20 protein-coding genes and 1 pseudogene are annotated in these 20,138 nt (G+C 55.7%); 14 read left to right on the top strand and 7 right to left on the bottom strand.

Features of this window, described 5'->3' with window-relative positions; translation table 11 throughout:
* Positions 1-76 precede the first annotated feature (76 nt).
* The 4 genes from GXB78_RS05915 to GXB78_RS05930 are packed head-to-tail and all read left to right on the top strand — an operon-like array spanning position 77 to position 4,273.
* Positions 77-1,033, top strand: coding sequence for a TIGR03756 family integrating conjugative element protein (locus GXB78_RS05915; protein WP_329514721.1), 957 nt, complete (start codon positions 77-79; stop codon positions 1,031-1,033).
* A complete protein-coding gene (locus GXB78_RS05920; RefSeq protein ID WP_329514722.1) occupies positions 1,030-2,412 on the top strand; it encodes an integrating conjugative element protein in 1,383 nt (460 codons plus the stop codon). The genes GXB78_RS05915 and GXB78_RS05920 overlap by 4 nt, the downstream gene beginning before the upstream one ends.
* A gap of 3 nt (positions 2,413-2,415) precedes the next feature.
* Positions 2,416-2,724 (top strand): hypothetical protein, encoded by a 309-nt coding sequence (locus GXB78_RS05925; RefSeq protein WP_329514723.1) that lies wholly within the window; start codon positions 2,416-2,418, stop codon positions 2,722-2,724.
* 10 nt (positions 2,725-2,734) lie between these two features.
* The gene (locus GXB78_RS05930; protein WP_329514724.1) at positions 2,735-4,273 is read left to right on the top strand and encodes a conjugal transfer protein TraG N-terminal domain-containing protein; all 1,539 of its coding nucleotides are present in this window, start codon (positions 2,735-2,737) and stop codon (positions 4,271-4,273) included.
* Here the strand turns inward: GXB78_RS05930 and GXB78_RS05935 are convergent.
* Positions 4,266-4,676, bottom strand: a complete 411-nt coding sequence (locus GXB78_RS05935; protein WP_329514725.1) for a DUF3742 family protein — start codon at positions 4,674-4,676, stop codon at positions 4,266-4,268. The genes GXB78_RS05930 and GXB78_RS05935 overlap by 8 nt on opposite strands.
* A gap of 450 nt (positions 4,677-5,126) precedes the next feature.
* Between GXB78_RS05935 and GXB78_RS05940 the strand changes: the two genes are divergently transcribed.
* Together GXB78_RS05940 and GXB78_RS05945 are read left to right on the top strand one after the other, a co-directional pair.
* On the top strand, positions 5,127-5,456 hold the full coding sequence (locus GXB78_RS05940; protein WP_329514726.1) for a hypothetical protein: 330 nt from the start codon (positions 5,127-5,129) through the stop codon (positions 5,454-5,456).
* 130 nt (positions 5,457-5,586) lie between these two features.
* The gene (locus GXB78_RS05945; RefSeq protein WP_329514727.1) at positions 5,587-6,549 is read left to right on the top strand and encodes an ArdC family protein; all 963 of its coding nucleotides are present in this window, start codon (positions 5,587-5,589) and stop codon (positions 6,547-6,549) included.
* Positions 6,550-6,682: 133 nt separating this feature from the next.
* Here the strand turns inward: GXB78_RS05945 and GXB78_RS05950 are convergent, their stop codons facing one another.
* Positions 6,683-6,877, bottom strand: coding sequence for a DUF7740 domain-containing protein (locus tag GXB78_RS05950; RefSeq protein ID WP_025214500.1), 195 nt, complete (start codon positions 6,875-6,877; stop codon positions 6,683-6,685).
* 231 nt (positions 6,878-7,108) lie between these two features.
* Here GXB78_RS05950 and mobH (GXB78_RS05955) point away from each other — a divergent pair, with 231 nt between their 5' ends.
* A complete protein-coding gene (gene mobH / locus GXB78_RS05955; protein ID WP_329514728.1) occupies positions 7,109-8,827 on the top strand; it encodes a MobH family relaxase in 1,719 nt (572 codons plus the stop codon).
* An 86-nt stretch (positions 8,828-8,913) separates the two neighbouring features.
* Here the strand turns inward: mobH (GXB78_RS05955) and GXB78_RS05960 are convergent, their stop codons facing one another.
* Together GXB78_RS05960 and GXB78_RS05965 are read right to left on the bottom strand one after the other, a co-directional pair.
* On the bottom strand, positions 8,914-9,549 hold the full coding sequence (locus GXB78_RS05960) for a class I SAM-dependent methyltransferase (protein ID WP_329514729.1): 636 nt from the start codon (positions 9,547-9,549) through the stop codon (positions 8,914-8,916).
* A gap of 41 nt (positions 9,550-9,590) precedes the next feature.
* On the bottom strand, positions 9,591-10,520 hold the full coding sequence (locus GXB78_RS05965) for a LysR family transcriptional regulator (RefSeq protein ID WP_329514730.1): 930 nt from the start codon (positions 10,518-10,520) through the stop codon (positions 9,591-9,593).
* A gap of 108 nt (positions 10,521-10,628) precedes the next feature.
* On the opposite strand from GXB78_RS05965, the gene GXB78_RS05970 reads away from it, so the two are divergent.
* From GXB78_RS05970 to GXB78_RS05990, 5 genes are all read left to right on the top strand, one after another.
* Positions 10,629-11,831 carry an MFS transporter gene (locus GXB78_RS05970; RefSeq protein ID WP_329514731.1) on the top strand — a complete coding sequence of 401 codons (1,203 nt, stop codon included), beginning with the start codon at positions 10,629-10,631 and terminating at the stop codon, positions 11,829-11,831.
* Positions 11,832-11,921: 90 nt separating this feature from the next.
* Positions 11,922-12,302, top strand: a complete 381-nt coding sequence (locus tag GXB78_RS05975; RefSeq protein WP_329514732.1) for a rhodanese-like domain-containing protein — start codon at positions 11,922-11,924, stop codon at positions 12,300-12,302.
* Between the two features lie 303 nt (positions 12,303-12,605).
* Positions 12,606-13,382 (top strand): sulfite exporter TauE/SafE family protein, encoded by a 777-nt coding sequence (locus tag GXB78_RS05980; protein ID WP_329514733.1) that lies wholly within the window; start codon positions 12,606-12,608, stop codon positions 13,380-13,382.
* Between the two features lie 75 nt (positions 13,383-13,457).
* Entirely contained in the window at positions 13,458-14,135 is a 678-nt protein-coding gene (locus tag GXB78_RS05985; protein WP_329514734.1) for an ArsR/SmtB family transcription factor, read from the top strand.
* Between the two features lie 53 nt (positions 14,136-14,188).
* Positions 14,189-14,494 (top strand): rhodanese-like domain-containing protein, encoded by a 306-nt coding sequence (locus GXB78_RS05990; protein WP_329514735.1) that lies wholly within the window; start codon positions 14,189-14,191, stop codon positions 14,492-14,494.
* A 263-nt stretch (positions 14,495-14,757) separates the two neighbouring features.
* On the opposite strand, the gene umuC is transcribed toward GXB78_RS05990, so the two are convergent.
* The 3 genes from umuC to GXB78_RS06005 all read right to left on the bottom strand — a co-directional run bounded on the left by umuC (position 14,758) and on the right by GXB78_RS06005 (position 17,209).
* A complete protein-coding gene (umuC, locus tag GXB78_RS05995; RefSeq protein WP_329514736.1) occupies positions 14,758-16,035 on the bottom strand; it encodes a translesion error-prone DNA polymerase V subunit UmuC in 1,278 nt (425 codons plus the stop codon).
* A complete protein-coding gene (locus GXB78_RS06000) occupies positions 16,028-16,453 on the bottom strand; it encodes a LexA family protein (RefSeq protein WP_265028981.1) in 426 nt (141 codons plus the stop codon). The genes umuC and GXB78_RS06000 overlap by 8 nt, the downstream gene beginning before the upstream one ends.
* Positions 16,454-16,639: 186 nt before the next feature.
* Positions 16,640-17,209, bottom strand: coding sequence for a CGNR zinc finger domain-containing protein (locus GXB78_RS06005; protein WP_329514737.1), 570 nt, complete (start codon positions 17,207-17,209; stop codon positions 16,640-16,642).
* Between the two features lie 73 nt (positions 17,210-17,282).
* Between GXB78_RS06005 and GXB78_RS06010 the strand changes: the two genes are divergently transcribed.
* Positions 17,283-18,470, top strand: a complete 1,188-nt coding sequence (locus GXB78_RS06010) for an MFS transporter (protein WP_329514738.1) — start codon at positions 17,283-17,285, stop codon at positions 18,468-18,470.
* 46 nt (positions 18,471-18,516) lie between these two features.
* Positions 18,517-20,109, top strand: a pseudogene (mobH, locus tag GXB78_RS06015) (MobH family relaxase); the annotation flags it as partial.
* Positions 20,110-20,138 lie beyond the last annotated feature (29 nt).

A 20,138-nucleotide genomic window follows, 5' to 3' on the forward strand; every position in this document is an offset into this window, starting at 1 on the left:
CTGCGTTCGGCTTTCTCACTGACACCCCTCTCTCGATTATTGAACCTGTCCAGGCCATACACCCAGAGCCTGGATCATGTCTGCTGCCTGCCCGCAATTTTCGCCCCAGAAGTTACAGCCTTTGGCGCTGAGCATTCTGCTGGCATCCGGGTCAAGCGTGGCGCTGGATACCAGCAGCATTACCGCCTCCGTACTTTCTCCAGACTGCCTCGAGTACAGGGTCGTCGGCAATTGTTTCTGGCTCCTTTGCACGCCCTTCGGCTGCACAGTCAAAACCTCAACCAAGGTCCGTCATTTCATTCCTGAGCTAGTGGTCTCGAGCTATGCCACCACCGGGAGCAATCCCTGGACCGAGATGGCCGCTCTCTCCTCTCCCATCAGCGGTGCGGAAGGTGGCGGTAACCTGATCACGCCGAACACCCAGCGCGATAACCTGCCTCGTTTCAAAAATGTTGATGGCATCGGCCACCCCGGAGGCGGGGCCGCCACGCAACTGGCCTCGCAGTCCGGCTACGCCTGCGCCAGCGGTGCCACGGGGTTCATGCCCTACTACCTGAGCACTTGGGACTCACTGGCCTGGCGTCATGGCATCCCGGAAAGCCTCTACCCCGAGTCACTCGTGCCGGGAATCCGTGAAATCGGTCGTCAGCTCGCGGGAAACATGTGGGGCAACGTCTATCCCCGGCAAGGATTTTTGGTGCAACCCGACGACTTCAAAGCCGCTGCGGTGATGGCGCAGCGAGCGGGTGATGTTATTACCCGCAACTGGCAACCGCACGTGTATGTCCCGCTCACACCCGTACCACGCGATGGTTATTGGCCGCCTGGCCCAATCGTTGAAAACGACGCTTCGACCCACAAATGGCAATTGCTCTCCCCCGTGGTTCAACCCACATGTGCCATCTTCCCCAGCGATTCGGTGCAGAGCTCGGATGGCGGCTACGCGTGGTCGCTGTGGCGTCCCTACAGCTGCTGCAAGCGTGAGGGACAGACCTTCCTGTTCAGCATCGACTTCGAAGGTGGTGCTTCATGAGTCGGCTTCTTGCAGGACCATGGTTGGGCCCGATGAGTTTGTTGCTCTGCGGACTGCTCGCCGTGGCCACGCATGCCCACGCCGCCGAGGACGATTACCGTCTAGGCACTCAAGGCGAAGTGCTCGACGACCGGGTGATGTACACCATCGGTGGCGGCTCGGCAGCGGGCTCGCCGAGCTCGCTCTATCGCCCCAACGGGCTCGGTGTCGGCGGATCCTGGCAAGCGAACATGATGTGCGGAAACATGAGCCTCACCAATACCTTGCAAAACCAGTTGAACGGCGTCACCGAAGGGTTCCAGCAGATAATGGGCAACATTGTGCAGAACGCGACCCAAGCGGTGATGTCGCTGCCGGCGTTGATCATCCAGCGCGCCAATCCCGGGCTTTATGAGTTGTTGAGTAACGGAGTGATGCAAGGGCGCATCGACTTCGACCGTTCCAAGCTGACCTGCCAAGCCATGGCCGAGAAGATGGCGGACAAGGTCGGTCAAGCCGGCTGGGGCGCATTGGCCAAGAACCAGGAGATGCAGGGCAACCTCGAAAAAACCGGTGGTGATGCGGTGGCCGCGGTAAAAAACACCGAGGCCCGTAACGGCAACAATGGGGTGTCTTGGGTCGGCGGGCAGAAGGCTGGAGGTAGCGGACAAACACCCATCCGGGCAACCTCCGATGTGGTGCGCGCGGGCTACAACCTGCTACATAACCGGTCGGTGGATGACAGCGCCTCGATCAGTAGCAGTGATTGCCTGGGCGGCGCTATTTGCGAGACATGGACCTCCCCCCAAGAGGAATCCGAATGGGCTGTTCGAGTGTTGGGCGAGACCGAAGTCGCGACCTGCGACACCTGTGAGACTCTGCGGGCTACCGCTGGCAGCGGACTGACGCCGCTGATCCAGGAGGCCTACAGTGAACACCTCAAGACCCTGCAAGGATTGCTGTCCGGCTCTCTGCCGCCTACCCCTGACAATCTGAGCAAAGCCTCCAGCCCGATGCTGCCGGTGACCCGTGGTGTGATCGAAGCCCTGCGCGACGATCCTGATCAAGATGTGTTGGCGCAGCGCCTGGCCAGTGAGACGGCTTTATCCAGTGTGCTCGACAAAGCTCTCCTGCTATTGCGCACGCTGCTGGCAGGCAGCCACGAACCTAACATCGCTTCCGCCGAACCGGCCCAAACGGCCTTGACGAAAAACATCGACACTCTGGAGCGCGAAATACGCCTGCTGCAGACCGAGCTGCAAGTCCGGCAAATGTTGGCTACCAATACCGCCAGCCTGGTACTCGATCGACGTGTCGGAGGTGCCGATGCTTCGCGTCCCGTCGAACAAGGCGACCCCGAGCCTGCCCGACTCAATGATGCTGACGCCAGGAACAAGTGAGCCATGAAACGCTCAGCGCTATTCACTTTGCTTTCGAGTCTGGGGATTGCCGCGGTGATGATTCTGAGCGCCGCACTGGTCGCCTGGATCGGCTGCACTGCGCTGGGTAGTTTCGAGGCCTGGCAGCAGGCATTCGAATCCTTACGGCCTTATCTGCGATGGTGGCGTGCCCTGCCCTACGGCGCCCTCTCTGCGCTCTGGTGGGATCTGCTTCGGCGCTACCGACATCGACCACAGGATCGACTGCGCGTGAAGCGCATTGGGACACTAGGGCTCGTGCTCTTTGCCTGCATCGAACTCACCCGACTGTGAGGCCGCCACCATGCTCATGAGCACCAACAGCTACCTGGAGTTTTACCTATCCCTGCTGGCCTGGATCATCAACAACGGCCTATGGAGTGTCCTGTCCGACACCGGGCTATTCGCGGCGCCCTTTGGCGCAATCATCTTGCAAGAATGGTTGTCGGCCCGTCAGCAAGGCGCGGACGAAGGTAACAAGGGATTGCTCTCGGTACCGCGGATCGAGAACCGGTTGTGGCTGGCTTACATTGTCGTATTGTTCGGCTGCGCGCCGGTCTTTCCGCTAAACCTCGGTACAATGGCGTACGATGATGCAGCGAGCCAACGATGCGGTGTCAGCGTGGCCAAGCCAGCGGAAACCGCTTGGGGCGCCACTTTCAACACCATCGGAGAACGCTCTGCCAACGTGCCGGTCTGGTGGTTTCTGGTTCATGCCTTGAGCAAAGGAGTGACCGCGGCGGCCACCGCCTCCATCCCCTGCGCACCGGATATCCGGCAGATGCGTATGGAGATCGACAGTTCGCGCATCGACAGTCAGGTCCTGCTGCAGGAAATTGGCGACTTCACACGTGACTGCTACAGCTATTCCCGCTCTAGGCTGTTCACCAATCGTCCGCAACTGGACAAGGCGCAAAGTCATGATGCGTCCTGGATCGGCTCAAGCTATTTCCTCGACACTCCGGGCTACTACAACACCGATCGCTCACGTACACCGCGAGTCAGCTGGCCGTATGACGAAAGCCGCGATGTTTCCTTACCGCGGCTGGAGAATGGCGCGGGCTACCCCACCTGCAAGCAGTGGTGGAGTGATAGCGGAGTCGGGCTGCGAGAGCGTTTGATCGAGCAAGTCGATCCTTCGCTACTGACTCAGTTGAAAGGTTGGTTGACTGGCCGCTCAAGCACCGAGATCGAAGATGCCACCCTCCGCGAACTGGTCAGCCCTCGCCAACAATCGATGTCCATGTCGCCCGGACAGGTGTACCAAGACTATGGCTCCAGTGCTCGCGGTGGGTCGATCAATCAGGGACTCAATAACTTGGCGACCAACACTGGACTTGCCCTCGGCTCTTTCAGCAACTTTCCGGCGATGAATGCGCTACGCGCCGCCCTGCCCATGGTGCAGGCTTTCCTGATCATGGGCGTCATCATCAGCTTGCCGCTGATCCTGCTGGTCAGTACCTACCAGCTAAAGACTGTCATGACGATGACGTTCGCACTGTTCACGCTGCACATGCTCACCTTCTGGTGGGAGTTGGCCCGCTGGATCGACTCCAGCATGCTCGACACCTTGTACAACCAAGTGTCGGCCTCCAGTCAGGTGCTTTTGTCGCTGCCGACATCCGGATTTATGGATGGGACCGTCACAGCGCAGGTGATTGAGTATGTGATGGGGGCGATGTTCTTGGTCCTGCCAGGTCTATTTCTAGTTGCTATGAGCTGGGCAGGCTATTCAATTGGCAGCAGCCTTGAAGGGATGCTAGGAAGTGCGAGCAAGGCCGCGCATGGGGCGGCAGGCAAAGGCACAGATCAGTTGATGGGAGCTACGAAACGGATCATCTGACGTCACTACTCGATGATTTGGAATGCCCGATGTAATGGCCGTTGTCGTCGTAATTGCCTAGATAGGAGTTGGCCCCTAAAAAGTCTGGACCTGGATCATTACCTTCGAGATCCGCATCAATGACAGCCTTGGACATCAGAAGCCCAACTACAGCAATCATCGTCACCACAGAAGCGACCAACCAGAAACCGATAAAGAGCAACCCGAGGATGAGTGCCAGCTTCGTAACCAGAAAGCTCCCACGAATCAGTAGCCCACCAGCAGGCATACCTGTCGCCACTGCACGTTTAGCCACACGAGATTCAAATCCTTTTAACCTGCGATAAACACGTTTTACCGACATACCGCAGACATATGCCCAGCGGTGTGCGCGGGAGATTTGAACTGGCTGCTGAGCCGGCATGATTGCGCCCTCTTCTGAGTGTATTCCTGTGGAAATCGTGATTACAGCCTACTACTGAAAACCGCCCATGCTTAACCGTTTATCAGCTTATTCGGTCGAAAACTCTTCACTGGAAGACAGAAGACGCTCCTCGTACAACAGCGCCTCTAAGGCCGTTGCCCCATCAAAATCATCCAGCTACATAGAGGATACGGTTCGCTGTTTTCGACAGCACCTTCCCAGGTAGCCAGAGCCTTTAAAGCTACGTCACTCCGGTGATGGTTCCCCCAAGTGCGATTAGCGTTCGGTGGCTCGCACGGTCACGTTTCACGGGTGATGAACGCCTACTGCTCTCCCGAGCGTCTTTCGAGCTCGGCTCGCCCCAAACCCTCTTGCTTTTCTTCAACCCACTGCGGGGAAATTCTTTCCCCCATGGGACAGGTTTCTTCGCGCTATCAACGGAGGCACACCATGTCCGACTCACTCACAAGCGAAGCACTGAACACTCTGCGCGTGCCCGTTGTTTTCACTCCAGACGCGTGGCAACACGCAGTATTGCTCGATGGTTCAAATCATCCTGAAAAACTGCAGCTCGATAGGCTGAGCAACGTCCTACGCGCAGCCTTCAAAGCTCACCTGGCCGATCCAAACGCACCCTACGTGGTGTTCGAGATAGCCAAGTTCGGCTCAGTGAGTGATGCAGAACATGAACCATTGCTGCGACTGAGCCTCAGCCTACTTCAGGCATCAGACCAACCTAACGCCTTACTGATTGCGCTTGCGGAAGAGCAGCAACGCTAAACGCAAACGGCCATACCCGGCCACTGATCCAACTCAGGCTATACGCAGTCCTGCACCAATCCAATCAACACCCACTAGGGAACCCTCCCCGACGGGCAAGGCGTTCCTCCGGTTTTTCGAGGAAAATGCCATGCGCAATATCTACCAAGACGTGACAGACAAGATCGTTACCGCGTTAGACCAAGGCGTAGCGCCCTGGATCAAACCCTGGTCCTCAAGTGGCTCAACTGACATCGCTCATCACCAGCCCTATCCCATCAACGCCATCACGCAGCGTCCCTACTCGGGCATCAATTTACCGTTGCTCTGGGCCGAGGCCAGGTTGCAGGGGTTCACTCAAGATCGCTGGCTGACCTTCAATCAAGCCAAAAAAGCCGGCGGGCACATCCGTAAGGGTGAGCACAGCACTCTGGCAGTGCTCTACAAACCGATGGAACGCGAGGAACAGACCGAATCGGGCCAACCCGTACTCGATGAAAATGGTCAGCCCAAGGTTGCTCACTTTGGCATTCTCAGGACGCATTTTCTGTTCAACATCGAGCAAACGGAAGGGCTCGAAACGCTCCACGAAACCTTGCTCGAGACGGAGCCGAGCTATCCCTTCTTCCCCAACAGCGCCGCGGAGGATCTGTTGTTAAGTTCGGGCGCAAACATCATTCATCGAACTGCCGACGAAGCTTTTTACCACCCGATCAGGGATCTCATCCAATTGCCGACAAAATCGCAATTCCACGATCAAGGTGGATACTACGCCACGGCGCTTCACGAGCTGACGCACTGGACCGGACACCACTCTCGATTGCAGCGCGAAGGCGTGACCTCTCCGTGTCCATTTGGCTCGCCAGGCTATGCATTTGAAGAGTTGATCGCCGAAATGGGCGCCGCTTTTTTATGTGCCTACACCGGTATACGGGGAGAGCTTCGGCACGAGGGCTATATCGACTCCTGGCTCGGCCTGCTCAAGGCTGACAACCGCGCGATTTTCCGCGCCAGTGGCCAGGCCCGATGCGCTTCGGAGTATGTGCTCAACCTGGAGCAACAACGGAAGCAGACGGTAATGGATGACTCGCGATGCATGAACGATGGAGCTTGATCGTCACCTCACCGCTGCACACGCTTGATAGGGTCCAACACGAGTTGGACCCTTTTTCTATGTCCAGAAAAATCCCCACACTGCGGAGCTCTGACGCAAGAACATGAAGTAATCCCGTAACCGCAGTACACCGTTACGTATCCAGATTCTCAGCCAGGTAATCCACCAGCTCGAGTGGACTTCGGCTGTCGATCACCTTGTAGATCAGATCGCGTTTGCTGCGCGGCAGCTTCTTGACCACGCTCTTCGCCGAAGCCCTGACAGCTTCGTCTGTCCCATGGATACGTGCCGCGAGCAGCAGCACGAGCGTGGCGTCAGTGAGATTCATGGCAAGACCCGATAAAATTCGCACCGCAGTGTACCGACACTTTCCTTTTTCGTACCAGCATGCGCATCCTATAAAACGGCACCAGGCCAAATCGATATTCCGATTGCCGCACAAATGGACACACGGCAAAAGGACGGGTAAGGGTTGGAAGGGGAATGGGGAGTCAAGGGTAAGAGCCCTATCCGAAAAGGCTAAAAGGCCACTGACCCAACTAATTCCCGGGAGGCCACGATGCTCGGTCTGTTTCGCCACAAAGGGCAGAAGCCCCCTCCGCCACCAATCGTAAGCGTCGCCGAAGGTTACCTGCCCATCGAGTCGTCCCAGAGCTTGTTAGCGGCCGAACACCGCCGCCAGCTGCTTGATCGCATCTGGCAGTACACCGCCCTCTCCCATCCGCAGTTCAGCCAGCTCTATTTAAATCCGATCCATCGCTACGCCGAGCTGGTCCAGCAGCTTCCAGCCAGCGAGACGCACCACCATGCTTATCTTGGCGGCATGCTCGACCATGGGTTGGAGCTGGTCGCTTGTAGTTTGAAATTGCGTCAATCGTATCTGCTTCCCACCGGCGCCGCACCCGAAGACCAAGCAGCCCAGACCGATGCTTGGTCCGCTGGCATCGCCTATGGCGCGTTGCTCCATGACATCGGCAAGATTGCCGTGGACCTGCTGGTCGAACGCCAGGATGGCCGTGTCTGGCATCCTTGGCAGGGCTCCCTGGATCAGCCCTACCGTTTTCGTTATATCAAGGGTCGCGACTACCACCTGCATGGCGCGGCCGCAGGCTTGCTCTACAACCAGATTCTCGACCGCTCGATCCTCGATTGGCTCAGTGGATTTCCATCGCTCTGGTCCAACCTGCTGTATGTCTTAGCAGGTCAGTATGAACGTGCCGCCGTGCTTGGTGAGCTGGTGATGCAGGCCGACCGCGTTTCCACCGCACAGAACATCGGTGGTAACCCGAGCAAGGCGCTGCAAGCACCGATTCATTCGCTGCAACATCACTTGATCAACGGATTGCGCCATCTGGTTCAGCACGAACTGAAACTCAACCAGCCAGGTGCCGCAGGATGGCTCACTCAGGACGCCCTCTGGCTGGTCAGCAAGACGGCCACGGACAAGCTGCGAGCCTATCTGCTGTCGCAATCGATTGAGGGCATTCCCTCATCCAACCTAGCGGTGTTCGATGAACTACAATCGCATGGATTGGTTGAGTCCACGCCGGAGGGCAAAGCCATCTGGACTGCAAATGTGACACAGGGGGAATGGCAGCAGAGATTCACCTTTCTGCGCCTACAACCGGCACTAATTTGGGGAAATGAAGACCGGCCTGAGGCTTTTAGCGGAACGGTGAGCATATCGGCACATGACCACTCAACTGACACCCCAACACCGGCGCACGAAACAGTCAGTAAAAGATCAGGTCAAAGCCAACCGCAGCCGGATCCCATGGCGCTAGAGGATGCCGATTACCTCGGCACCCTGCTGGACATGTTCGAATTGAAAGAGCCTGAGGCCAGAGACACATGGTCAGAAAGTGCTGATGATACTTCAACGCTTCAATCGGATAATCCAGGCCAGGCATTCCTGGATTGGGTCAGGGAAGGCATCCAGAGTCACAAACTGATCATCAACGACAGCAAGGCCAAAATCCACACGGTGGGTGGCAGCGTATTTCTGGTCACGCCTGGTCTCTTCCAACGTTACGCGCAGGAGTTTCCCGGTATATCGCAGGGTGCGGACCAAGAGATGGAAGAATGGCGCTGGGTCCAGAAACAGTTCGAGAAACTGAAGGCTCACAGGAAATGTGACGACGGATTGAACATCTGGGTATGTAACGTGCAAGGGCCCAGGAAGAAATCGACTTTGAAGGGGTACCTGATTGCAGAGCCGACTGTACTTCTACCATCGTTACCACCAAATAACCCTTTTCTTGCGCTTAATAATGGTTAACGACCGTACATAGATTGCCGAGACGCCACTCTTCTCTTGGCCGCTGTTCCGGCAAGGATTACAGCACAGCTAGGCTAGATCTCAAGCTAGCGCGTCGGAACAACATTGGAACGCATGCCGAAACATCCGTATAAGAACTGCTGAGTTCGGCCATTAGGAGTGAGATGCACTTCGTACGCAGACTCAAGCGCTTCGAACTGGTCACCTAATACCGTGGCTAAGCTTGCGGCGCTGTAGCGCTCGGTTGGGAGTCCGCTGCATTGACTGGGCCCCTCTTCAGCGAACGTGCCGATGATCGCAATTCCGTCGGGTTTGAGGCTTGCACTCATGACTTGTATGTACTTGGCTCGATCCTCGGGTTCCGTCAAGAAATGGAATACCGCTCGGTCATGCCATAGGTCGTATCGATGACGTGGAAGAGAGGCAGAGGTGATGTCTGCCTCTATCCAACTGACCCGTTCAGCCTCCGCTCCAAGTCTCTCGCGCGCCACGTTCAACCCGGCAGCTGAAATATCCAGCACCGTTAAATTTTGATAGCCCATGCGGAGCAGGTCGTCGATCAGCGTCGAGGCGCCAGCGCCCACATCAATCAGTTGAGCGTCAGTTTGCGGTCGGTACTTATCGATCAAGGCAAGAGATCTCTCGGCGTGTTCCTGGTACCAGCTCACGCCGTCGGGTTCTTTTTCTCTGTAAACCTTTTCCCAATGGCTTTTACTTTCCATACGCACCTCTTTTAGTCGCTCAGTTGAGGACATAGCTGGGTTTAGCCGATCAGTTCAACGTCTGGAATGGCCGCTGCGGTCGTTTCTCTGAGCAACGATAGAAATTCAACAACGTAAGGCTTAGCGCTTTCCTCAGGCAGCGTGGCAGCCCATATGTCTGAAATGAGACCGCTTGAGGTTATAGGCTTAGCTGTCACGTATTGACGTTGGAGATAAGTCTGCACTGCCCAACGCGGCAGGACTGCGATGCCGCGTCGGGCAGCCACCAACATCAGAATCGCCACGGTGAGCTCGGTGGTTCGGCGGCTCACGGTGATTCCGGCAGGACGGAGCACTGACTTAACGATATCGAGTGCGTCCTCCTCTATGGGATACGTGACCAGGGTCTGATCACGAAAATCTTCAGCTTCTAGATAATCCTTGAGGACGAGATCGTGGTCGTTCGCCAACAACGCTACCAATGGATAGCGAAACAATCCGTGGAAATCTACCCCAGGCTCGTCCCTATCTGAGCACGATACAAGCGCAAGGTCGGCTCGTCGTTGGTGCAATAGGCCGATAGGATCATCGTGGTAGCCGGAAACCAAATCTATCTCCACCTCCGGCCAGCGCGCCCTGAATGCGTCCACTGCCGGCATTAGCCAGTCAAAACAGGTGTGGCATTCAATCGCGATACGCATTGTGCCGCTTACGCCTTTAGCCATCTGAAGCAGGTCGCGAGTGGTTTGGTTGAGTATCGGCACAACCTTATCTGCCGCCTCCAGCAATCGCTTGCCTGCGGGGGTAAAAACCACCGGTGACGACTTGCGAACGAATAGCGGAAGCCCGCAAAAATCTTCGAGCGCTTTGATGTGATGGGACAGCGCCCCCTGGGTCAATCGCATCCACGAAGCTGCTCTGGAGACGCTTCCACTGTCTCGCAGCGCAACCAACGTTTGGAGGTGACGGATATCAATCGGGATTCTGTCCATTAATTTTCTTCAGCACAAATGGCTATTTTATTCGTTTGAATAATATATCGACCATTTTCATACTGCCAGCCTAATCGGGAGGCCGCCTCCGCAATCAGGAAGGACAAGATGAAAGCGATGCATCGACAGGTCGGGGTGCTAGCCAGCGCACAAGCCCTGTTCCAAACAGTCTCGGTACTGGTCATGACAGTCGGCGGGCTCGCAGGCGCTCAGCTAACAGAGCGCGCTGACCTGGCCACGGTTCCCATCGCGTCGATGTTCCTGGGCACGGCGGTAGGGATGTTTCCTGCGTCTGCACTGATGGCTAAAGCGGGTCGTCGTGCAGGCTTCATGTTAGGAGCAGCACTCGGTGTGCTCGGTGGTCTCATAGCAGCGTTAGGTATCTGGCTGACTTCGTTACCTTTGCTAGCCCTCGGTACGTTTTTCGTCGGAACCTACCAGGCATTTGCTCAGTTCTATCGCTTTGCTGCTAGCGAAGTGGCCGATGACATTTTCCGTCCTAAAGCGATTTCACTGGTCTTGGCTGGAGGAGTGGTAGCCGCGCTTTTAGGGCCGACCTTGGCGCGCTTCGGCGGAGACTTGCTGACGTCTGCGTATATGGGATCTTTCTTACTGCTTTCAGTCGTTGCTGGGCTTGGATTTGGCGTACTGGCGTTTCTACAAATGCCAAAAACAGAGACGACGCAAATCGCCAATGACAAGGGCAGATCGTGGCGCCAGATCGTCACCCAGCCAACCTACCTTGTGGCCCTGTTCGGTGCAGTCACCGGTTACGGCATAATGATTCTGGCGATGACAGCCACGCCCTTGGCCATGATCCACCACCATCATTCTCTAGCGGCTGCAGCGACGGTCATCCAGTTACATGTACTAGGCATGTTTCTTCCGTCCTTTTTTACCGGGCAGCTGATTTCACGTATTGGGGCCTTACGGGTCATGCTCTTGGGGCTGCTTTTGCTAGCACTTCATGTGTTGAGCACATTCACCGGTACGGGCTTCAACTCTTTTGCTAGTGCCCTTGTGCTGCTAGGAGTTGGCTGGAATTTCCTGTTTATCGGAGGGACAACTCTACTGACAACCACCTATAGTCCGTCAGAGAAAAGCCGCGCACAGGCAACCAATGACCTGGTGATTTTTGCGGTTGGACTTTCATGTTCTTTTGGTGCTGGTGGGTTGTTGAACATCTTTGGCTGGCAAACGCTTAACGCCCTGCTATTGCCGTGGCTCGCACTGGCGGCGCTGGCAATTATCTGGCTGCTCATTAGCGGTAAACGCCGGGGTTACCACAATGTTCCGCAATCTGCTCGCTAAGACGCGAAAGATGATTGGGCGTTTCCAAGTGAACTGGGCCATACGCTCCTGCGAGGTTTAGCTTCGACACAACCATAAACGGGGAACTGCATGCCTACGACCTTTAAGGAGCTGCTGGCCGAAGCTGAGGCCGTAGTACCAACGGTATCACCTGCCGAAGCTTTAGAACTGATGCGGTCTGCTGAGGTGCTCACGCTGGACGTCAGGGAACCTTTTGAAACAGAGACAACAGGGATGATCAAGGGGGCAATCAATATCCCGCGTGGTCTGCTGGAGTTGACCGCTGACACCGATGGCCCTCACTACGATCCTGCATTTGAGAAGCATCGAACTGTACTGGTTTACTGCACAGCAGGCTTCCGGTCAGCCCTTGCCGGTTTGACCTTGCTAAATATGGGCTTTGATTCCGTGTTCAACATTGGTGGCTTCGACGCGCTGGCCGACGCTGGATTAGAGATAGAACGCCTTTAGCCTACGAAGGACGGGGGATCACCAGCGGGCTGCCTTTCGGCCAGAAGAGCAATCGCTACACAGCTTTCTGCTGCCAGTCATCATCACCACCACAGAATTATCAAAAGCCACTGAAATCGCGCAGATTCAAGGTTTAAGAACGTCCAATCCATAAGATCATTCCAGCTTGATTATTATCATTCAATCAGTTTCAATAATGATTGAATGACAAGGATAAACAAGCATGAGCTCGTTCCAGCTTCAGTTCTGGCCTTCAGCACCTGCCGCTGACCGGGCTTCCCGCGATTTTTTCGAGGTGACGCAATGACGCTGTTGCTCGCCGCATGCCTCGCTTTTTTGATCGCTGCCATCACCGCGCCGGTAGGCGTTTCCGGAGCTGTTTTTTTACTGCCAGTGCAGATGAGTGTGCTGCAGGTTCCTACTACGGCGATAACTCCAACCAACCTTCTATATAACCTTGTTGCGATACCAGGCGGGCTGTTGCGCTATAACCGCCGTGCAAAGATCCAGTGGTCACTGACACGTCTGCTCGTTATCGGCACTATTCCAGGGACTATTGCCGGAGCAGTGGTCAGGGTGTATTGGCTGACCGGGCCTGGGGCATTCCTACTGGTAGTTGCTGGGGTACTAATTCCGTTGGGTACTTGGCTGGTATTTGGACGCAGCAGTGCCTCCTTAGGCAAAGGCGAGGTGCATCGCAAGCATCGGGCGCCTGTCCTCGGCATAGCGCTGATCGTGGGAATGATTGGTGGGATTTATGGCATTGGTGGGGGCTCGTTGTTAGCGCCCATTCTGGTCGGCATGGGGTATGGGGTGGCGGAAGTGGCGCCTGCGGCGCTAGCGTCGACCTTGGTGACCTCGATCGCCGGGCTTGCAACCTATTTGCTGATAGCTGCTGCCAGCGGTAGCGCTATTACCCCTGATTGGGCAATGGGTTTTGCGCTAGGCGCAGGCGGTTTCGCCGGTACCTATGCTGGGGCTGCACTGCAACCCTGGTTACCCGAAAAACTGCTCAGACGTATGCTGGGTGCTATTGGCATCGTCGTTGGGCTGCACTACATATGGCGTGCTTTTACATAGCAGTACGGTAGGCGTCGAACGCACAACGGTTTAGAGTCGCCAGGTTATTCCATTAATCTGCTGAATGAGCGATCCATGAATACAACACACCCCAGCCCCAGGCAGGCAATCTATGCAAGCTTGGCAGAAATAGCCCAAGCGTTTGGCCATCCTCATCGGATCGAACTGCTTGAGCGGCTGGGGCAAGGTCAACATAGTGTCGAATCACTCTCTCAGAGCTGCCAACTGACCTTTGCCAATACATCTCGTCATCTACAGATCCTGCGGCGCGCTCGCTTGGTTGAGACCGAACGCCTAGGCAAGCAAGTTTTCTACCGACTGGCTGGCCATGATGAGGTGGTAGGACTACTTGGCTCCCTGGGCCGAGTTGGCGAACGCAATCGTGCAGAAGTACAGCAAGTAATGACCGACTATTTTCAAGCCCGCGACAACCTCGATGCGCTGACTCGCGAGCAGCTGCTGGAACAACTGCGCGGCGGTGAGATAACGGTGATCGACGTACGGCCTGAGCATGAATTTGATCTTGGTCATCTACCAGGCGCCCTCTCCATACCGTTGAGTGAATTGGAACATCGTCTAAGCCAATTGCCGCAACAACATCTGATCGTTGCCTACTGTCGTGGGCCGTACTGCGTGATGTCGTTCGAAGCAGTAGCTCGCTTGCGAGACAAGGGCTACAACGTCCGACGTCTAGAGGAAGGGTATCCAGAATGGCGCGCCGCTGGGCTCGCCACCGAATCGACATCCGCCTGACAGCACTTCGCGATCTGGCGAAAAGCTTTAACACAATGACCAGGAGCTATCCCATGAGCGAGCGTACCTTCATCCAGCCTAACGAACTCAAAGAGTTAATCGCGCACAAGGAACAAGTGACAATCGTAGACGTGCGACCACCCGAGGAATTTGCGGCAGGCCATGTCGAAGGCGCCATTAACATCCCCGCCGATCACTTGCAGGTGTATGCCAGCCAGCTTGCACCCGGCGGGACTATCGTAACCGTCTGCAATTTTGGTGGTCAGCGTTCCTGTGGGGCAGCCGACTTACTGCAGGCGTCGGGCTTCTCGGACGTTCGCCCCTTGAGCGGCGGCGTCAAAGGCTGGCAGGCAGAGTAGGACTGGGGCCCGTCCCTTAACTGATGGGCTCGATGTTCAACAGCGTAACCACGCTGGGTCTTCTTGACTAACGCTTCACTGCCAACGAGGCGGTCAGCTAAAACTTGTAGCCGAAACCCATTTCCGATGCATTTAGCAGGTGTTAGCAAGCTCGCTGAGCGTCTGCTATTTGTCGGTCACAGCCTTCGCGATGGGCTGCTACTGGCCGACTGCCGACTGTAATCAGGCTATAAACTGGACCAAAGCGGCCCCCCCAGACCGATTTAATGGCAATGAACCCGCCACAGCTGATCAAGCTTGGTGGTATAGCTCTGACTCATCATCTCCCGCCGCATGCCCCAGTCAGGGTCGCCAGGGACGCTAGCTGATCGAAGCGTTCCTCTGCCCCATCGCCCATTGATCTGGTCCAACACAGCCATCAACTTCGTCGCATCAGCAGGCTGCGACGTGGCAAACAGATCATCGGTGTACTCCCCCGCCTGACAGAGATTCATCAGCAACACCTCAGCTTTACTGTATTTGAAGCCACGCCGAAAAATCCGATCCAGCGCGTCTACTGCTGCTTTCGTCAAAAGACGCACGTCGTCTGTCGGATACGGCAGCTCAATCAATATCCCGTTCGCGTACTTCGCCTCCTCTGGATTGAACATGCCGGTGCGGATGCTGACGCGGACCTTCTTGCACAACGACTTCTGCGCCCTGAGCTTTTCCGAAGCCCGCATCATGTAGGTGGCCACCGCCTCCTTGATGGGCGCCAGTTCTGTGAGGCGCTTACCGAACATGCGGCTACAGCAGATTTCCTGCTTCGGCGGATCCGGCTCGTCCAGCTCCAGACAAGCCGTACCACTCAGCTCCCGGGCCGTCTTCTCGATCACTACGCTAAATTTCTTACGAAGCGTCCACGGATCCGCCTTGGCCAAGTCCATCGCCGTCTTGATACCTATGGCCTCCAGGTGAAGCTTCAGCTTGCGGCCGATGCCCCAGACCTCTGAGACATCGGTGTTTCGTAGCACCCAGTCCCGTTTGAACGGATCGCAGATGTCTACCACCCCGCCGGTCTGACCCTGCAGACGTTTGGCAGTGTGGTTCGCCAGCTTTGCCAGGGTCTTGGTGGGGGCGATTCCCACCCCAACCGGAATGCCGGTACAGCGCAGCACGTGACTGCGGATCTTGCGACCGAGAGCATCCAGCCCCTCAATACCCGTCAGGTCCGCAAAAGCCTCATCAATGCTATACACCTCAACCGCGGGCACCATCGATTCAATAAGCGTCATCACACGCTCACTCATATCGCCGTAGAGCGCGTAGTTTGAAGAGAACGGCACAATCCCATGCTGACGCAGCGTGTCCTTGATCTGAAAGTACGGCGCGCCCATTTTCACGTAGGGCTTGGCGTCATAGCTGCGAGCGATCACACAACCATCGTTGTTGCTTAACACTACGATGGGCACCCGAGCCAGGTCCGGACGGAACACCCGTTCGCAACTGGCGTAGAAGCTATTGCAATCGATCAGGGCGAAAACCGGCTGGGCTTTAGACATGGCTGCGCACACTGCAGGTGATGACGCCCCAGATAACCAGCTCATCGCCCTCAAGCACGTACCTCGGTGGGTACTTTGGGTTCTCCGAATGGAGAATCACCTCCTTGCCCCGAATGCACAGTCGTTTACAGACGGGCTCGTTGTTCAACAGAGCGACGACGATGTGGCCATGCACCGGCTCCAACGCCCGGTCCACTACCGCCAGATCTCCTTCAAAGATTCCAGCACCTTGCATGCTCTCCCCGGCAATCGAAACCAGGTACACATGTGGAGCACGGATATTCAGAACCTCATCCAATGAGATATGCGCTTCGATGTGATCCGCCGCAGGGGATGGAAACCCGGCAGGCACACGAAACGAACACAAGGGCAGCTTCAAGCCACCCACGGCGATAGGACCGAGAATTGAAAAGCTCATGACGCACGACTTCCGAAAAACCTGTACGAATATACAGTTAATCTTGTACAAGTTTTTGGGTCAATGTGTATAGGAACGATCTGACAGGCGGAGGTCAGAATTGGCGATCCTGACGGGAAAGACGATGGGGGCAAGAAAGGCAGGTTGCCTGGACGATGAACGCTTACAGAGCTTTAGTTAAGCAACCTAATCCGTATTCGCTCTAGCTGCTTTTCGTGATCGGAAAGCGCTCACCTTCGCAATAGTCCCGCAAGCCCGGCCATTCGGCCCCCCCTTGGTCATGCCACACCAGCGTTTGCTGGCGTTGCGAGTGTGATCGTAAAAGGCCCACTGACAATCATCACAGGTTTTCAGCCGCGACCACGCCCCTGATGCAATTGCATTCGCCACAATCGCCAGTAGATGGCCGACGTAAGTTTCATCTGCGGGCGTCACATTTAACTTCGGTACAGCTTCCACCGATTCGACACGCACCGATAGGGCGGCACGACTGAACCAGGCATTCAGCTGCTTGCTGTTGGCGTCCGAGCTACCGCACGATTTTCGTAGATCCGAGCGCAGTGCGAGCAGTTTGTGCAGGCTATCGCTGTGATGACGTGGATGCAGCGAGAGATCGCTGCGCCACGCGTCAGGATCGCTTACAAGGAGCGGCAGGCTATCCGTCTCGATGCGGGTTTGGTTAGGTATCGACCAAGTATTGATAAAGCGCCTAACGCTTTCAAGTTCGCCTGGTGCTGCCTGGTTGTGAGTTTGCATTGCACCCTCTGGTTGCAAAAGCCATTGATCTGAGTAACCATCAAAATATCATTGGTGGTTACGGAGCCGCAACATGATCAAGGCAGAAAAGTTCGCACCACCAGTCTGGTCCCACGAGATCCGCCAATTACTATGGATGCAGGGTCTAATGAACGCCTCGCACTTCATGACCGTTCCACTATTGGCGCTGTACATGTCAGCCAACCTTCATTTCGGGGCGGCGGCACTTGCCTCTGTGATGTCCGCAAACTTGCTCTGCGCGCAGGCATTGCCGCTAGCTGCCGGCGCCATCGCTGATCGTTTTGGCTCGCAAATGATCATCACACTGGGACTTATGCTGAGAGGGATAGGGTTTCTCGGATTTGGCCTTTGTGACGGTGTGATCGCTTGGATATGCTCTGCGATGATCGCTGGCACAGGCGTAGCGTGCTATGAGGGGGGCGTTTATGGTGTGTTTGGACGTCAACCCAAGACGTGCCTTTCGGCCCTATTCGCGGCCAATAACCAAATGCTGAATACCGGAGCGGCCCTTGGGCCCCTTGTCGGAGGGGTGGCGGGTCTCATCGATATTCGTGCTGCCTTTGCAGCAAGCGCGATATTATTTCTCAGCCTTAGCGTCGTTGCTTTTCGGGCAAAATTTGGATCATCAATCCTTTTCAAAAAACAGCGCGCGCTCAGGAGCCTAAAAATAGCCGCCACGCACCGTGGCTTATGGCGCCTGATTTTTATATCTCTGCCATGGTTTTTTCTCTTTCCGCAGCTTTACGTGGCCTTCCCAATGTACGCAAGTCAGATAGCAGGGCCACATGCAGCTTCTGCGGTGTACGTTCTGAACGGCGTGGTGGGGTTGACCTTTATCGTCGCCATGAAACGATGGTTGGTGAGCGTGGATCCTGCACCACTGACTACCTGGGCCTATCTTGCCGCAGGGGTTGCGTTTGCCAGCGTAGCAATGTTGTGTGGTATCGAATGGTTTTTGTTGTTTATCGTGGCTTACACAGTAATCGAAACAATTCTATTGCCCACGCTTGAAACCATGACCGCATCGTTAGCAACAGATGGCAGTCAAGGGACATTTTTCGGTGTGTTAAGCGCGGTGGGCGCACTCGGTGGCGCTGCCGGTTATTACGTTGGAAGTTGGCTCATATTGAATAGAACCCCTGTCGAAACCTGGCTGACCTTAGGCAGCGTAGGACTGCTCGGATTTCTGGTTTCGGTGTTGCTTCTTCCAATGCCAAAGGAGAAACCATCGCCGAGCTAGATTGAAGAAAGAGTTTCACAAGAGGGCTGTAACCGTCTAGCCGACTCGCCTTTGGCAGTACACCGCCCTCTCCCATCCGCAGTTCAGCCAGCTCTATTTAAATCCGATCCATCGCTACGCCGAGCTGGTCCAGCAGCTTCCAGCCAGCGAGACGCACCACCATGCTTATCTTGGCGGCATGCTCGACCATGGCTTGGAGCTGGTCGCTTGTAGTTTGAAATTGCGTCAGTCGTATCTGCTGCCGACCGGCGCCGCGCCCGAAGACCAGGCAGCCCAGACCGATGCTTGGTCCGCTGGCATCGCCTATGGCGCGTTGCTCCATGACATCGGCAAGATTGCCGTGGACCTGCTGGTCGAACGCCAGGATGGCCGTGTCTGGCATCCTTGGCAGGGCTCCCTGGATCAGCCCTACCGTTTTCGTTATATCAAGGGTCGCGACTACCACCTGCATGGCGCGGCCGCAGGCTTGCTCTACAACCAGATTCTCGACCGCTCGATCCTCGATTGGCTCAGTGGATTTCCATCGCTCTGGGCCAACCTGCTGTATGTCTTAGCAGGTCAGTATGAACGTGCCGCCGTGCTTGGTGAGCTGGTGATGCAGGCAGACCGTGTTTCCACCGCACAGAACATCGGTGGTAACCCGACCAAGGCGCTGCAAGCGCCGACTCATTCGCTGCAACATCACCTGATCAGCGGACTGCGTCATCTGGTTCAGCACGAACTGAAACTCAACCAGCCAGGTGCCGCGGGATGGCTGACCCAGGACGCGCTCTGGCTCGTCAGCAAGACGGTCACAGATAAGCTACGAGCCTATCTGCTGTCGCAATCGATTGAGGGCATTCCCTCGTCCAATCTCGCTATGTTTGACGAGCTGCAATCGCATGGACTGGTTGAGTCGACGCCGGAAGGCAAAGCTATCTGGACTGCGCTTGTGGCACAGGGAAACTGGCAGCAGAGTTTCACCTTTCTGCGCGTCCAACCGGCACTGATTTGGGGGAACGAGGACCGGCCAGAGGCGTTCAGCGGAACGGTGAACACTGCGGTCCATGACCACTCGACTTACAACCCGGCACCAACACCAACACTCGATATAGTCAGTACAAGATCAGGTCAAAGCCAACCGCAGCTGGATCCCATGACGCTAGAGGATGCCGATTACCTCAGCACGCTGCTGGACATGTACGAGTTGGTTGAACCTGAGACCAATGATGTACCGTCAAAAAGAGCCCTCGAAACGTCAACGCTTCCATCGGATAATTCTGGCCAGGCATTTCTGAATTGGGTCAAGGAAGGCATCCTGAGCCACAAGCTGATCATCAATGACAGCAAGGCCAAAATCCACACGGTGAGCGGCACGGTGTTTCTGGTTACGCCAAGCCTCTTCCAACGCTATGCGCAGGAGTTTCCTGATATTTCTAAAGGGTCCGATCAAAAGATTGAAGCATGGCGTTGGGTGCAAAAGCAGTTCGAAAAACTGAAGGTGCACAGGAAGCGAGACAACGGTCTGAACATCTGGACATGTCAAGTTCAAGGCATTAGGAAGCAAACAACCTTGAAAGGCTACTTAATTGAAGATGCGAAGCTAATTTTTGAATTTATGCCGCTTGATAATCCCTTTCTTAAAATCGAGAGAGATTAAACGTCCCCTGAACTGGCCTAATGATTTTG

The sequence above is a fragment of the Pseudomonas moraviensis subsp. stanleyae genome, from assembly GCF_036283065.1.
Lineage (GTDB): Bacteria > Pseudomonadota > Gammaproteobacteria > Pseudomonadales > Pseudomonadaceae > Aquipseudomonas > Aquipseudomonas stanleyae.